Here is a 15,512-nt window from a genome sequence, read left to right as displayed (position 1 = left end):
GACGATGAAGGCCCAACAAATTCAAGCAGTAACGGCTCACGACCGTCGATGCCGCTCGCATTAAATGAGGGCCACAAAAAAACCGGGCGACGCCCGGTTAACAAATTCTATCACGTTTATTGGCTAGGTGAACCCCGCCTGGCCGTCAACCAGCTAAGACGAGGACCACCACGAACACCTGCGAATTATTCGCCTGTGTCTTCACCACTTTCTGGATCAGCGCTACGCAAGTAGCGGAAGAAATCGCTATTAGGCTCTAAAACCATCAAATTGCCATCGCCAGAGAAGCTTGCGCGATAGGCATCCAGGCTGCGCCAGAAAGAAAAGAACTCCTGATCTTGGCCATAGGCTTCGGAGAAGATCGCAGCGGCCTGCGCATCACCCTCACCACGTAACGTTTCAGAACGTTCGTTAGCCTGGGCAAGCAATACCTGACGGCGACGATCCGCGTTAGCGCGAATACGCTCCGCCTCTTCTTGACCCTGAGCGCGCCACTCGCGAGCTTCACGCTCACGCTCAGAACGCATACGCTCGAAAACTGCAGCGGAAACGTCTTCGGGCAAGTCGATTCGCTTAATACGAATATCCCGGATGGCCACGCCTAGCTCTTCGCGCATCAGCTCATCAAGCTCAGCGGTTGGCCCAACCATCAGGTCATCGCGACGCTCAGCGATAATTTCTTGGAGATTAAGACGGCCAAACTCGTTACGCAGGCTTTCGTCAACGCGCGGCTGAATCAAGCGAACGGCCATCATTTCATCGCCAGCCGTTGCTTCGTAGTAACGAGTGGGGTTAATGACCTGCCATTTCACGTAGGAATCTACGATGACCGCTTTCTGCTCAAGCGTCAGATAGCGGCTGGTATCAGTATCCAGTGTCAGTAAGCGAGTATCAAACTTACGGATCGTCTGGGCAATGGGCACTTTTGCGTGCAAACCAGGCTGAATATTTTCTTCAACGACTTCACCAAAACGCAATTTAACAGCGCGCTCGGTTTCGTCAACGACGTACAGAGTGTTGCTCGCAAGCCATGCGACTGCGGCTAAAACACCAACCACTAGTAAGGATCGATTATTAATCATTTACCGGCCCTCCCTGCGGATGGAGCTACTATTGGTATTGCCTGAAGAGCTGCTCTGCGTGCTGCGCAAACGCTCAATCACATCAGGATCTAATTGCTCTTGACTGCCATCACTACTGCTATTAGACGACGAGCCAGTTCGATTACCGCCGCTGCCGCCACGCATCTGATCTAGCGGGAGATACATCAAAGGCGCGTTCTCGCTGACGTCTAACAGCACTTTAGGCGTACTGCTGAACACGTCTTCGATCGTGTCTAAGTACATACGCTCACGCATGGTCTCAGGCGAATTACGGTACTCGGTCAACAGCGAGTTAAATCGGTTGGCCTGACCCTGCGCCTCGGCGACAACCGATTCGCGATAACCTTGACCCTGCTCTACCACACGCTGCGCCTGACCTTGAGCCGCAGGAATGATAGCGTTCGCATAAGCCATCCCTTCGTTGATCGTACGCTGACGATCCTCACGAGCGCGGATAACGTCATCAAAGGCATCGATAACGGGCCCAGGCGCAGAGGTAGACTCAATGTTGATAGTTTGCAGACGAATACCGGCACCATAGTTGTCGAGGTAAGACTGCAGACGACTTGACACAGAGCTGCCCAAAATTTCACGCCCAGAGGTAAGGATATCGATCATATCGGTACCGCCGACCACGTGACGCAGTGCAGAGTCCAGCGCGTTTTCAATCGAAATGGCGGGATCACGCACGTTTAGTACAAAATCGCGAGGGTTAGCGACCTGGTACTGCGCCGAAATTTCCACTTCTACAATATTTTCATCACGCGTCAGCATCGACTGCATTTGTGTCAGCGAACGCACCCGCGTCACGTTAACCATACGCACTTCGTCTATCAGCGGTGGGTTCCACTGAAGGCCTGGGTCGACAATCCCCTGGAATTCACCGAAGCGCAGTACAACGCCGCGCTCAGATTGGTCAACGAGGTAGAAACCCATGGCAGCCCAGATAGCCAGCGCAACGACAATCAGCAGACCTGGCAAAGCAAGAGGATTACGGTTTTTACCGCTACCGCCCCCATCACTTTTTTTACCGCCGCTCTTCTTGCCACCGCCAAAGATGCCGCTAAGCTTTTCCTGGAATTTCTTCAGCGCTTCATCAAGGTCAGGCGGGCCTTGGTTATTGCCCCCTTTATTACCATTGTTGTTGCCACCGCCGTTATTGCCGCCGTTGTTGCCATCTTGGCTTCTGTCGCCGTCGCTTCCACCACGTCGGCCGCCGCTGCTCCACGGGTCGTGCTTGTTCCCACCACCAGGCTCATTCCAGGCCATACATCGTCTCCACTAAGAAATTCACTAACGGACGTGACTCCACCGGTAAGAGAAGCCGTCGCGTTTTGATATTGTTGCTATATAAATCTTGTCTCATTCTTATGCGAAACAGAAAACCGGCAGTGCACGGAATATCTTAACAACTAGACTACCACTCATCGGTTTCACGTAGTGCTTTAGGTAGATACGTATTGGCGCGCTCGCCCAGTTGCGCCATCAGCTGATTAAAATCACGCCGTGGCAGGCGCACACCCAATACAGAATGACCCTGCTCATCAAAGGACTCTGTGCGAACGGCATTAAGCTCATGCAACCCTGCACGCAGCTTACCTTGCTCAGGACTGAGTGTCAGCGAAAAGCCAATGACATCGTTTGCCAACCGCTCACTGAGCGCTTCGTGCAGCAAATCAAGGCCTTGCCCTTCCTGCGCCGAGAGCCAAACGACTTCCGGGACGCCCTGGCCATCACGCTCTATGCGCGGCGCGCTGCCCAGCCTATCAATTTTATTCATAACCTTGAGCACCGGCACATCGTTAGCACCGATCTCTTTTAGCACTAACTCTACCTGCTTCACGTTGAGTTCGCGGTCAGGATCCGCGGCGTCAATAACATGCACCAGCAGTGAAGCTTCGGACGCCTCCTGCAGCGTTGCCTGAAACGCCTCAACCAGCTTATGTGGTAAATGGCGAATAAAACCAACCGTATCTGCCATAACCACAGGGCCAACGTCTGCAATTTCCAGGCGGCGTAGCGTCGGGTCCAGCGTTGCGAACAGCTGATCCGCGGCATACACATCGGCGTTGGTTAACGCGTTAAACAACGTTGACTTACCGGCGTTGGTATAACCCACTAACGAGACGCTGTGGATTTCAGCGCGAGCGCGGGCGCGACGATTCTGGTCTCGCTGGCTACGCACTTTATCAAGCCGCTTATGAATCGATTTAATCCGACCACGCAATAGGCGTCGGTCAGTTTCAAGCTGTGTCTCACCCGGGCCGCGCAGGCCAATACCGCCCTTTTGGCGCTCTAGGTGTGTCCAGCCTCGCACTAAGCGAGTAGACATATATTCAAGCTGGGCAAGCTCTACCTGCAGCTTACCTTCATGAGTTCGTGCCCGCTGCGCAAAGATATCGAGAATAAGACCGGTACGGTCTAACACTCGGCATTTGAGCTCTTGCTCAACATTGCGCTCTTGAGAGGGGCTTAAGCTATGGTTGAAGATGACCAGTTCTGCTTTATGAGCCGCAAGCAATGCCCGCAACTCTTCCAACTTACCGGATCCAATAAAAGTGCGCGAATCTGGACGATGTCGGCTAGCAGTGAGTAGAGTCGCAGGCTCTGCACCAGCAGAGCGCACGAGCTCTAAAAACTCACCCGGGTCTTCACGTTTTTGTTCATCATGGAAATCAACGTGAACAAGAACTGCCGTTTCACCGGCGTCTGGGCGTTCGAAAAACAATCAATACCTCGTGGATTCTCTTGCTTTTCCAGCGGTGTTAAATCTCTGCATCCTGCTCTGCCAGATCTGGCGCAGGCAAGCGTACATTGCGAGAAGGCACAACCGTAGAAATAGCGTGTTTATAAACCATCTGGCTGACGGTATTACGCAATAAGATAACAAACTGGTCAAACGATTCAATCTGGCCCTGCAGCTTAATGCCGTTGACCAAAAAGATAGAGACCGGAATGCGCTCCTTGCGCAAAATATTCAAGTAAGGATCTTGAAGGGACTGCCCTTTGGACATGTTGCTCTCCCTAAAACTGTCGTTGGGGTTAATTATCAATGGCGTGCCCTACTGGTGCTACGCCGCAATCTTGTTGCCCGAAAGGCCTAGTCAACTGGCCGCTCGAAAACACACATTCACTAGATCATCATCTTACGCTAAGCACCGCTTTCACGCACGATTTTCAGCACGTTATCGAACACATCGTCACGCTGCGAATCTACCCACGTTAACTCAGGCCAGCTTCTTAACCACGTCAATTGACGCTTAGCAAGCTGGCGCGTAGCTATGACGCCACGCTCAACGAGAGTGGCATAATCGTACTCGCCATCCAGATATTCCCAGACTTGGCGATAGCCAACGCTTTTCATAGCAGGCAAGCCTGAATGTAAGTCATTACGCTTTTTGAGGGCGGCGACTTCATTTATCAAGCCTTCGCCCAGCATTAGTTCAAAGCGCTGCTCGATACGCCGATGCAAGAAGCTGCGATCATTAGGCGCTAAAGCTATCGACAGCACCCGCCATGGAAAGGTTTCCGGCTGCTGCTCTGCCCAAAGTTCGCTCATCGGCCGTCCGCTGACGTAATAAACTTCCAGCGCGCGCATAATGCGCTGAGGATCATTAGGATGAATGCGCTCAGCGGACAGCGCATCAACCTGCGCCAAGCGCTTATGGAGCACCAAAAGCCCCTCCGCCTGACACTGATCCTCAAGCTGTTGACGGATAGCCGAATCCGCCGAGGGAAGATTGGCAACGCCTTCCATCAATTGCTTGAAATACAGCATGGTGCCGCCTACCAGCAGGGGCACCTTGCCAGCCGCGCTAATTTGTCGCATGTGCGCCTGTGCATCCTCACGAAAATCAGCGGCTGAATAAGGCTCCGCAGGGTCACGAATATCAATCAAGCGATGCGGCGCGCGGGCAAGCTCTGCAGCACTAGGCTTTGCGCTGCCAACATCCATGCCGCGGTAAACCATGGCTGAATCAACGCTAATCAGCTCGTGCCCCAAGCGCTCGTGTAACGCCATAGCGGCGTCGGTTTTACCCGCAGCCGTAGGGCCCATCAAAAAAATCGCCCAGGGGCGCGTATCAGCCATGCGCTGTTAAAACTCCGGATTAAAAAAAGGCGCCTTAGCGCCTATTGAACAAGACATCACTTATCAAGCGACTAGTGGCTACTGCCCACGTAAAAACAAACGATCAAGCGCCTTTAAGCCCATTTGCGTCCAGGTGGGGCGACCGTGATTACACTGGTCGCTGCGCTCGGTGCGCTCCATATCGCGCAGCAACCCATTCATCTCATCAAGGGTAAGCCGCCGATTGGCGCGCACGCTACCATGGCAGGCCATCGTGGAGAGCAGCTCATGCAGCCGCGCTTCAACCTGGTGAGTACGGCCATAGCGGGCGAGTTCCTCAAGCATCTGGCGCACTAGCGCTTCAGGATCGGCCTGCGCCAGTAGCGCTGGCATCTGGCGAACCAGCAATGTCTCTGGCCCGGCAATATCAAGCTCAATACCCAGCTTGGCAATGGCCGCCTGCTCGCTCTCGGCCGTCGCCACCTCCGTCCCGCTAGCGGCAATAGAAACAGGCACCAGCAGCGGCTGAGCATCTAAGCCTTTCGCGGCTGCAAGCTGGGTTTTCATACGCTCGTAAACAATGCGCTCATGAGCAGCGTGCATATCCACCAACACGAGCCCCTGCGCGTTCTGCGCCAAAATATAAATACCGTGTAACTGGCCTAGCGCAAACCCCAGCGGCGGCGGCGCGGTCGGGTCGTCATCCGGCATTGCCAGCGGCGCTTCGCGCACTTGGTTGGCGCCATGGCTGTTGCTCATCGCGCTGCCGCCTAGCTCATTTGAATCGCTAGTCTGCGGGGTCAACAGGGTTTCTTCATGATTGGGATGAAGCGCCTGATAGCCCTGCATGAAGCGGCGCACGCGCTCAGCGCCCGGGTGGCGATCCGGCGAGTGAGTCAGTGCAATCCCCTGCTGCTGCCAGCGCGGCTGCTCGGCATTTTCTGCTACACCCTCTTGTGAATGACCGTCGTCGCTCTCGTTTACCTCATCGCCGTCGGCATCATGATCAGCTGAGGGCTTAGAGGACGCCAGACTGTGGTGCAGACTCGAATACAGAAAGTCGTGCACCATGCGGCCATCACGGAAGCGTACTTCGTGCTTGGTCGGATGAACGTTGACATCGACAACGTCAGGATCAAGTTCAAGATAGAGCACAAACACCGGATGACGGCCATTAAACAGCACATCACGGTAAGCTTGGCGCACCGCATGGGCGACGAGCCGATCGCGAACCACACGTCCATTCACAAAAAAATACTGCTGATCGGCCTGCGAGCGCGAATGAGTAGGCAGACCTACCCAGCCACTTAACCGCAGGCCGCCCGCCTCGCGTTCAATGTAGCGAGCATGCTCAATAAAATTCTTACCGAGCAGCGAGGCAATTCGACGCTCTCGGGCTGCGACAGAGTGCCCGGAAGGCAGCTGATGAATGACCTTTTGATTGTGCCGCAGCACCCACGTGATGTCATAACGCGACAGCGCCTGACGGCGAAACGCTTCTTCCACGTGAGCAAATTCTGTCTTTTCGGTACGTAAGAATTTACGCCTAGCCGGCGTGTTAAAAAACAAATCGCGCACGCCAACACTGGTGCCTCGGGGGTGCGGCGCTGGCGTGACCCTGGCCTCCATTCCACGCCCCTCTGCCACCACTCGCCAGCCATGGCGAGGGTCATCTTCAGCGTTAGAGATCAGCTCTAAGCGTGAAACTGAACTGATAGACGCCAGCGCCTCACCCCGAAAACCTAGCGAACTAACGCCCTCCAGGTCTTCCAGGCTACCAATTTTACTGGTTGCGTGGCGCGCCAAGGCCAGCGGCAAGTCCTGCTCACCGATGCCGATACCATCATCACGCACCTTGATGAGCCGCGTACCGCCCTGCTCAATATCGACATCGATACGCTGGCTGCCGGCATCAATGGCGTTTTCTATCAGCTCTTTGGTTACCGATGCAGGGCGCTCAACGACCTCGCCGGCCGCAATCTGGTTGGCCAAGCGCGGGTCGAGCACATGAATACGCGATGCGGTAGCGGTCATATCAGTCAACACAGCACCTCATAAACAGCACCTCATGAGCTGGGAATTTGTAGCACTTGGCCAACGCGAATAACGTCACCGTTTAAGTCATTGGCCTGGCGAAGCTGGTTCACTGGCACGCCGTGGCGGATGGCAATCGCCGACAGCGTATCGCCTGACTGAATGCGGTACTCGTTACCTGACGGCCGGCGCTGGTTATCACGCTGCCAAGAAAGCAAACTGGCGGGCGGCGGATAGCGAACAAAATGCTCGCGCAGACCGCCAAAAATAGCCCGCGACAGCCCCGTTTGATGCACCGGGTCGCGTAAGCGACGCTCTTCATCAGGATTGGAGATAAAGCCAACTTCAATCAGTAGCGACGGAATATCAGGCGATTTAAGCACCATAAACCCGGCCTGCTCGACGCGCGGTTTATGCAGCTGATTGATCCGCCCAAGCTGCTCTAACACCTGCCCGCCGATGGATAACGAATCGTTCAACGTGGCCGTCATAGTCAAATCTAACAGCACGCCGCGCAGCACTTGATCCTTATCACGCAGCGAAAGGCTGCCATCGACACCGCCAATAAGATCAGAGCGGTTTTCGCTATCGGCCAGCCACTGCGCGGTTTCCGAGGTTGCCCCGCGTTGAGAAAGCGCATACACCGAGCTGCCCTGAGGGCGCGGACTGGTGAAGGCATCGGCATGAATTGAAACAAAGAAATCGGCTTTTTGTTCGCGGGCCAGCGCCGTACGTTGACGCAAGCCAATGTAGTAATCACCGTCGCGCGTCAGCACCGCCTTGAACCCTTCGGTGCTGTTCACCTCAGCGGCTAAACGTCGGGCAATTTCAAGCACGACGTCTTTTTCGCGGGTACCTGAAGGGCCAATCGCGCCCGGGTCTTCGCCGCCGTGTCCGGCATCAACGGCAATAATAATATCTCGACGCGGATGCGGCTTAGCTTCCTGCACTTCTATTGGCTCGGCGGGTGCAGACACCTGCGGACTGCCCGGCACCTGCTGTTGAGCAATGGCAAGCTGCGACTGAATTTCCTGATCCCGAATCATTGCCTCAATGGGATCAATGGGATTTTCAACGGCACTCTCGCCGGGATACTCAAGATCAACGACCAGACGATGCCCGTATTGGTCGTTCGGCGTTAGGGCGAAGTGGCGCGGCTCTACCTCGCGATTAAGCTCAAGCACTACCCGCAAGCCACCACCGTCACGCAACCCTGAACGCACCGACGTGATGGCACTGTCGTGAAGCGGCAGCGTGCTGGGGTCAGTATCCATCTGCGTATCGTCTAAATCGATCACTAACCGCGCGGGATTTTCCAACGAGAAGACGTTGGCATTTGCGGCAGCCGACAAATCGAACACCAGGCGCGCATGATCAGGCGCCGCCCATAAACGTATACTGTCCACAGTCGCCGCCTGAACATTGACCGCCACTAAGGTAAAAAGACCCGTGGCCAGCAGCCGGCATGCGCGTGCTACTGCGCCTTTCATTTCCATTGAATCACACCACTCTCCAGCTGGTCGGAACGAACCTGACTTCCTTCATCCACTTGGCGCTGTAATAATGCCAGCACAAGCCTACCCTTATCACTGCACGCCGTTAATGAGGCCAAACGCCCGTGAGCAGCCACCTCTAGCATTAAGCGAAGATCAGGTGCAGGCAACCAACCCTCGCCACGACTGGGCCACTCAACAATACTAAGGGCAGCGTCGGCCAGCACATCGCGACCACCGATAAACTCAAGCTCTTCTGGATCAGACAGTCGATACAAATCCAGATGATACACCCGCTGAGGTCCAATCTCGTAAGGCTCTACCAGCGTATAGGTAGGGCTTTTCACAGCCCCCTGATAACCATAGGCACGCAGAATGCCGCGCGAGAGCGTTGTTTTACCGGCGCCTAACTCACCTTCAAGATATACCAGCCCGCGGCCTTGCAAAGCATGCCCTAGCGCCTCACCAAAGGTTACCTGGGCATCTTCATTATCTAATTGCACCTGCATGTGGGCTGCCTTCAAGGATTAATCAATTTTCGCGCATAGGATGCCAGATCACTGGCCAGCAGGCCACGCTCGCCTTCTTGCTCAGCCGCACGGTCAGCTGCTAACGCATGCACCATCGTGCCAAGCCAAGCGCAGAACTCAACCTCACCGCGCTGGGCGATCAACGCTCCCAGCATGCCGCTCAGCACGTCGCCCATTCCTCCGCTGGCCATGCCTGGGTTGCCATACGGGCAAACGACCAAGCCGCCAGGGCCGGCGATTAAGCTGCCTGCGCCTTTTAATATCACCACGCCGCCGCGTGCTCGCTGCAGTGCTTGAACGGCAGCAGGTCGATCGGCCTGAATATCGGCGATCGTACACCCCAGCAGCCTTGCGGCTTCGCCAGGATGCGGCGTCAAAATCCAGTTATCCCGTTGAACATCAGGCCACTGGCGCGCCAAAAGATTCAAAGCATCGGCATCAACGACCAGCGGCGCGTCCGATTGCAACGCACTTTGCAGCACGGCCTGCCCCCAGGCCGCCTGGCCAAGCCCCGGCCCCACAACGACAACATCGGCATGGCGTGGCAATTCGCCTGCCTCAGCGCCACCGCGCACCCCATGCGCCATCACCTCGGGGCAGCGCACTAAGCTGGCAGTGATATGTTCAGGCGCCGTTGCCAAACTTACTTTTCCCGCGCCCATGCGCGCAGCCGCCTGGCACGCCAATAAAGCGGCCCCGCCAAATCCAGGCGCGCCCCCCATCACCAGCACATGACCCATTGTGCCTTTATGGCTAGTGCGCAGGCGCGGTGTAAAAGCGCCCGCCAACAGCGACTCATCCAGTCGCCAGGCGGCGGGGGGAATATCAAAATACGCCTGGGCTTTAACGCCCAGGGAGCGAAAATCGATCTCGCCGGTGCAGGCCGGCGCATCGCCCGTGTGCAAACCGACTTTATCGCCAATAAAAGTCACCGTGCAGGCAGCGTTAACCGCTACACCGGGGATGGCACCGGTATCGGCTACCAGCCCAGAGGGGATATCAATCGCCAGTACCGGTCGATCAGCGGCATTGATCATTTCAATGACACGCTTGAAGCGCCCTTCTACTGCACCATTAAAACCGGTGCCCAGCAGCGCATCAATAATCACCTCGCCCGTTAACGCAATGCCCGCATGCCACTCTTCGCAGCCAACGCCTGCCGAGGTTGCCAGCTCTGCGGCGCGGGCCGCGCTACCGGTTAGCTCATCAAGAGGCTTAAGCGTAATCCGCTGAACCTTAAGACCAGACTGCATCCCCAGCGCCGCGAGCACGTGACCATCGCCGCCGTTATTACCATGGCCACATATCACCGTTAAACTGCGCGCCTGCGGCCAGCGTGAGCGGAAACAATGCCAAGCGCTGGATGCAGCGCGCTGCATTAATGCAAAGCCATCAATACCACCGGCAATCGTGCGTCGGTCAAGCTCGCGCACCTGGGCGGCTTTATACAGAGGGCGTAGCATGGAAGTATTCGGGACCGTCACGATCTCTCCTTTCACGTATTTTGATGGCTGCCAATGCGTTAGCATAGCGCGCTTAAAACCTTGTCGCAGTCTGACAACCGCTGTGCTGGCAACTGTTTAGCTTGCATGACTAGACTGACGACGACCTGACTATATTATTTAACTCTCTATCTATTTGATGAACGACTGATTTGATTAACTATGCCGGATTTCACTGCCGTTGAACGCCCTAGCGATGCATTGACTGACGAAAAGCTTGCTCGCCTTGCTGGTCTAATCAAGACCTGGGGGCAGGAGCTCGGCTTTCAGCAAGTCGGCATCACCGATACTGAACTGTCGGCCCACGAGGCTCATCTCGACGCATGGCTAGAAAAAGGCTATCACGGCGAGATGGGCTTTATGGCCAAACACGGTACCAAACGCACGCGGCCTGCGCAGTTGGAACCCGGCACTCAGCGCATTATCTGCGTCCGAATGGATTACCTGCCCCCCGAGGTAGAAACCACCAAAGTGCTTGGCCAGCCCAGCAAAGCCTACGTATCGCGCTACGCGCTGGGGCGCGATTATCACAAGCTCATCCGTAAACGGTTAGCTCTATTAGCAAAAAAAATTGAGCAGGAAGTCGGCGTGTTCGGCTACCGCGCGTTTGTCGATTCAGCGCCGGTGATGGAGCGCGCCCTGGCCCAAAAGGCCGGGTTAGGCTGGTTTGGCAAAAATGCCATGCTGCTCAACCCTAAAGCGGGCTCGCTGTTTTTTCTTGGCGAACTTTACACCGACCTACCGCTGCCTATTGATGCGCCCTTTGAGCATGAGCACTGCGGAAGTTGCAACAGCTGCCGTACCGCCTGCCCCACCGGCGCCATCGTTGACGACAAAGTGGTCGACTCGCGCAAGTGCATTTCATATCTCACCATTGAGCTCCACGGCGCAATACCCATTGAGTTTCGCCGCGCCATGGGCAACCGGATTTATGGCTGCGACGACTGCCAGCTAGTCTGCCCTTTTACTCGCTTCACTCGCATTACCCAGGAAGATGACTTTGCACCGCGCCATGATTTAGACCGCGCAGCGCTTATCAGCCTGTTCGCCTGGGGCGAAGAGGAGTTCCTGGACAAGACCGCGGGCAGCCCCATCCGGCGCATTGGCTACGAGCGCTGGCTGCGCAACATCGCCATTGGCCTTGGCAACGCTCCATGGAGCGAGGCCACGGAAGCGGCGCTGTGGGCGCGGCGCGGCTTTCCCAGCGAACTGGTGCGCGAGCACGTGGCCTGGGCGCTGGAGGAACAGCGCCTCAAACGTGGCGAGCGTATTGCCACCGCCTAATGGCTACTCTTCTTCGTCGCGGCCCTGATCAACGCGTAAAAAAGTCGTTCGATAGTGGGCAAGTTCGGCAATAGACTCTTTAATGTCGTCCATTGCTAGGTGCACGTTGCGCTTACTAAAGCCTGCCAGCGCGCTTGGGTTCCAGCGTTTCGCCACTTCTTTCAACGTCGATACATCGAGATTGCGATAGTGAAAGAAGTTGAGAAGCTCAGGCATTTCACGCTCTAAAAAACGCCGATCCTGATGGATGCTATTGCCGCACATCGGTGACGACCCGGCCACGGCGTACTGCTTTAAAAACGCCAAGGTTTTCTGCTCAGCTTCTGCGGTTTCCACCTGACTGGCTTTCACCCGAGCAACCAGACCCGATTCGCCGTGGGTTTTCTGATTCCAATCATCCATCTGCGCCAGCAGGCTGTCGGGCTGCTTCACGGCCATGACCGGCCCTTCTGCCACCACGTTCAAATCCGCATCGGTAATCAGCGTTGCCACTTCAATAATGCGCTCCTTATTAGGATCTAGACCGGTCATTTCCAGGTCTATCCATATCAATAAGTCATCGCGGGGCACGTCGGTCTCGGTCGTATCATTGCTCATTGCGTTCATTCCTTTGCCAAAATAGCCGTTATCAGCGTGCAATTATGGCGTAAAGTCAGTTTAAAATCAGAATAGTGCCTTAAATCGCATTGCCAAGCAGCCCATGCAGGACAGCTTGGCTACTTGGTAGGTACAATGGCCGCTATTGTACTTAGCATCAGGTGGACATGAGCAAACGCAAATTAAGTCGCCAGCAGCAGTGGCGAGTCGACAAGGTTCAGGCGGAACGCGCCCAGCGTGCTGAAAAGCGCGATGTGCAAGACGCTGAAAAGCTTTCTGCTGGCGAATACGGTGCCGAACAACCGGGCCGAGTCGTTGCTCACTTTGGGCGCACCTTAGAGGTGCGCAATAGCGATAATGAACCGGTGCGTTGCCACTTACGCGCCAACCTAGACGGTCTGGTCACCGGTGACCGCGTGATCTGGCGCGCCGGCCAAGAAGGCTCAGGCGTTGTGGTAGCGCGAGAAGAACGCGACAGCGTACTTAAGCGCCCCGACGCCCGGGGCCTGCTAAAACCGGTTGCGGCTAACATTGATCAGCTGCTGATTGTGTTTGCTGTGGAGCCCGCGCCCCATGCTAATTTGATCGACCGCTATCTCGTCGCTGCCGAAGCCACCGGCATTACGCCAGTCTTGGTCCTCAACAAAACCGACTTACTGCCCGAGGATGGCGGCGAACTGGGCAAACTTTTGGAGCGCTACCGCGCTCTGGGCTACCCGGTCGTGCGCACCACCACCGCCACAGAGACGGGGCTTGATGAGCTGCGTAGCCAGCTTGAGGGGCGCACGTCGGTATTTGTTGGTCAGAGCGGCGTGGGCAAGTCATCGCTGATTGACCTGCTGCTGCCGGATGAAACCCTGCGCATTGGCGCGCTCTCGGAAGACTCTCGTAAAGGCACACATACCACCACGACGGCGCGCCTTTATACGATGAGCCGTGAAGAAGTGGCCGACGGTGATTTAATCGACTCACCGGGCATTCGTGAGTTTGGCCTGATTCACCTTAATGAGCAGGAAGTCACCGACGGCTTTATTGAGTTTCATGCCTTCATTGGCCACTGCCGCTTTCGTGACTGCCGTCACCGCGCCGAGCCCGGCTGCGCGCTGCTCGAAGCGGTTGAGGCCGGCAAGATTCATCCCGCCCGTTTTGCCAGCTATCGACGCATTCTTGATAGCCTGGATGGCTAACGTTTACAGGAGTTACCCATGAGCACTGAAAGCCTATCGTCAGAAGCCAATCTTTTTTCGCTGATCGTAGAGCCTGAGCAGCTTCAGGAACACTTAAATGATCCCCAGCTGCTGATTATCGACGTGCCCGTTAATGGCGATAGCTATCGTCAGGGCCACGTGCCGGGGGCTGTTTTCCTCGATTTTCGCTATTTAATGCGCGGCGAAGGGCCGGTGCCCAACGACGTCCCCAGCGTTGAAGCGCTGTCCCGCCTGTTTAGTGCGCTAGGCCTGACACGCGACACCCACGTCGTGGCTTATGACGATGAAGGTGGCGGCTGGGCAGCACGCCTTCTGTGGACGCTAGACCTGATCGGCCATACCCGCTACTCCTATCTAAACGGCGGCATTCATGCCTGGCGTGACGCAGGGCTTGAGGAAAGCAGCGAATCCAACGCCCCTACTCCCAGCGACTACCAGGCTGACATTCTTAACCCGCACGCCCTTATTACGTGTGAAGAGATCAAGTCAAAGCTCGACGATAAGCAGTTCGCCGTATGGGATGCTCGCTCGCAGGGTGAATACGACGGCGAGCGGGGTAACAACAAGCACCTGGGCCATATACCGGGAGCAGTCAACATGGATTGGCTGCAGGTCATGGATCGCCATCGCGCTTTGCGTATCCGTGATTATGCCGAACTCATCACTGAGCTGGGCGCCCTGGGCCTAACGCCGGATATGGAAGTGGCGACCCACTGCCAAAGCCATCACCGCAGCAGCTTTACGTGGCTGGTAGGCAAGGCGCTGGGCTTTAATATGCGCGGCTACGCTGGCTCCTGGGGCGAGTGGGGCAACCGCGACGACACACCGATTGAGAAGTGAACCGACGACCGTGACCGTTTCCCAAAAAGCTTTTTCGCTACTTCAATATCCGCTGCCCCACCACGCGCTTTCGCGCCTGACGGGGCATTTTGCTCAATGCGACAATCCGTGGGTGAAAAACAACCTGATTAAAGCCTTTATCAAGCGCTTTAATGTGGATATGAGCCAAGCCTTAGAGCCCGATCCTAGCGCGTACGCAACGTTCAACGACTTTTTCACCCGCGCCTTAAAGCCAGATGCTCGCCCTCTGGGTGAAGGCATACTAAGCCCGGCCGATGGCGCGCTGTCGCAATACGGGCGCCTGCAAGCGGGTCAGCTAGTGCAGGCCAAGGGTCACACTTACTCGGCTCAGACGCTGCTGGGTGGCAATACCGCTTTGGCTGAAGAGTTTCTCGGCGGCAGCTTTGCCACCGTTTATCTTTCACCGCGGGACTATCACCGCGTACATATGCCGGTCACCGGCACGCTGCGGGAAATGATTTATGTCCCGGGGAGGCTGTTCTCCGTGAATCAAGCGACGGCCATTTACGTGCCGGGGCTATTCGCACGGAATGAACGCTTGGTGTGTATTTTTGACACCGAACACGGGCCCCTTGCGATGGTCTTAGTCGGCGCGATGATTGTTGCGGCGATTGAAACCGTTTGGTCCGGGCAGGTCACGCCGCTGTCGGGCAAGCCACAGCGCATGCAATTTGGTCAGCCTATCACGTTAGCCAAAGGTGCCGAGATGGGGCGCTTCAAACTCGGCTCTACGGTAGTGATGTGCTTTGCCAAGCCCGTGAGCTTTGACGAATCGGCTCAAACCACTGCGGTTCAGATGGGTCAATCCCTGGGCCACTGCTGAAGAGCTCA

The 15,512-nt window shown here is 56.0% G+C and carries 14 protein-coding genes; 4 read left to right on the top strand and 10 right to left on the bottom strand.

The genetic code is table 11. The features are described 5' to 3' along the window. Window positions 1–185: 185 nt before the first annotated feature. From hflC to KUO20_RS05950, 9 genes are all read right to left on the bottom strand, one after another. Window positions 186–1,082: a protease modulator HflC gene (gene hflC / locus KUO20_RS05990; RefSeq protein ID WP_235041973.1), complete on the bottom strand. Its 897-nt coding sequence runs from the start codon at window positions 1,080–1,082 to the stop codon at window positions 186–188. Continuing rightward, window positions 1,083–2,372: an FtsH protease activity modulator HflK gene (gene hflK, locus KUO20_RS05985; protein ID WP_235041972.1), complete on the bottom strand. Its 1,290-nt coding sequence runs from the start codon at window positions 2,370–2,372 to the stop codon at window positions 1,083–1,085. A 148-nt stretch (window positions 2,373–2,520) separates the two neighbouring features. Continuing rightward, on the bottom strand, window positions 2,521–3,831 hold the full coding sequence (gene hflX / locus KUO20_RS05980) for a ribosome rescue GTPase HflX (RefSeq protein WP_235041971.1): 1,311 nt from the start codon (window positions 3,829–3,831) through the stop codon (window positions 2,521–2,523). A gap of 37 nt (window positions 3,832–3,868) precedes the next feature. Beyond that, window positions 3,869–4,117: an RNA chaperone Hfq gene (gene hfq / locus KUO20_RS05975; protein WP_235041970.1), complete on the bottom strand. Its 249-nt coding sequence runs from the start codon at window positions 4,115–4,117 to the stop codon at window positions 3,869–3,871. 137 nt (window positions 4,118–4,254) lie between these two features. Continuing rightward, entirely contained in the window at window positions 4,255–5,193 is a 939-nt protein-coding gene (gene miaA, locus KUO20_RS05970) for a tRNA (adenosine(37)-N6)-dimethylallyltransferase MiaA (protein ID WP_235041969.1), read from the bottom strand. Between the two features lie 78 nt (window positions 5,194–5,271). Further along, window positions 5,272–7,206, bottom strand: a complete 1,935-nt coding sequence (gene mutL / locus KUO20_RS05965; RefSeq protein WP_235042431.1) for a DNA mismatch repair endonuclease MutL — start codon at window positions 7,204–7,206, stop codon at window positions 5,272–5,274. 32 nt (window positions 7,207–7,238) lie between these two features. Then, the gene (locus KUO20_RS05960) at window positions 7,239–8,702 is read right to left on the bottom strand and encodes an N-acetylmuramoyl-L-alanine amidase (protein ID WP_235041968.1); all 1,464 of its coding nucleotides are present in this window, start codon (window positions 8,700–8,702) and stop codon (window positions 7,239–7,241) included. Continuing rightward, on the bottom strand, window positions 8,693–9,208 hold the full coding sequence (gene tsaE / locus KUO20_RS05955; RefSeq protein WP_235041967.1) for a tRNA (adenosine(37)-N6)-threonylcarbamoyltransferase complex ATPase subunit type 1 TsaE: 516 nt from the start codon (window positions 9,206–9,208) through the stop codon (window positions 8,693–8,695). Before tsaE ends, KUO20_RS05960 begins: the two co-directional genes overlap by 10 nt. Before the next feature lie 11 nt (window positions 9,209–9,219). Continuing rightward, window positions 9,220–10,692 carry an NAD(P)H-hydrate dehydratase gene (locus tag KUO20_RS05950; RefSeq protein WP_235042430.1) on the bottom strand — a complete coding sequence of 491 codons (1,473 nt, stop codon included), beginning with the start codon at window positions 10,690–10,692 and terminating at the stop codon, window positions 9,220–9,222. A gap of 201 nt (window positions 10,693–10,893) precedes the next feature. Between KUO20_RS05950 and queG the strand changes: the two genes are divergently transcribed. Next, window positions 10,894–12,015 carry a tRNA epoxyqueuosine(34) reductase QueG gene (gene queG / locus KUO20_RS05945; protein ID WP_235041966.1) on the top strand — a complete coding sequence of 374 codons (1,122 nt, stop codon included), beginning with the start codon at window positions 10,894–10,896 and terminating at the stop codon, window positions 12,013–12,015. Window positions 12,016–12,018: 3 nt separating this feature from the next. On the opposite strand, the gene orn is transcribed toward queG, so the two are convergent. Further along, entirely contained in the window at window positions 12,019–12,612 is a 594-nt protein-coding gene (gene orn / locus KUO20_RS05940; RefSeq protein WP_235041965.1) for an oligoribonuclease, read from the bottom strand. A 167-nt stretch (window positions 12,613–12,779) separates the two neighbouring features. Here orn and rsgA point away from each other — a divergent pair, with 167 nt between their 5' ends. From rsgA to asd, 3 genes are read left to right on the top strand one after another with little or no spacing between them, the layout of a single operon-like run. Continuing rightward, entirely contained in the window at window positions 12,780–13,799 is a 1,020-nt protein-coding gene (gene rsgA, locus KUO20_RS05935) for a small ribosomal subunit biogenesis GTPase RsgA (protein WP_235041964.1), read from the top strand. An 18-nt stretch (window positions 13,800–13,817) separates the two neighbouring features. After that, on the top strand, window positions 13,818–14,660 hold the full coding sequence (locus KUO20_RS05930) for a sulfurtransferase (protein ID WP_235041963.1): 843 nt from the start codon (window positions 13,818–13,820) through the stop codon (window positions 14,658–14,660). A gap of 10 nt (window positions 14,661–14,670) precedes the next feature. Next, on the top strand, window positions 14,671–15,504 hold the full coding sequence (gene asd, locus KUO20_RS05925) for an archaetidylserine decarboxylase (protein ID WP_235041962.1): 834 nt from the start codon (window positions 14,671–14,673) through the stop codon (window positions 15,502–15,504). Window positions 15,505–15,512: the final 8 nt, after the last annotated feature.

This window comes from Vreelandella profundi (genome assembly GCF_019722725.1).
Classification (GTDB): domain Bacteria; phylum Pseudomonadota; class Gammaproteobacteria; order Pseudomonadales; family Halomonadaceae; genus Vreelandella; species Vreelandella profundi.
Note: the sequence above shows the minus strand (reverse complement) of the source record. Positions and strands in the feature narration are given on the sequence as shown.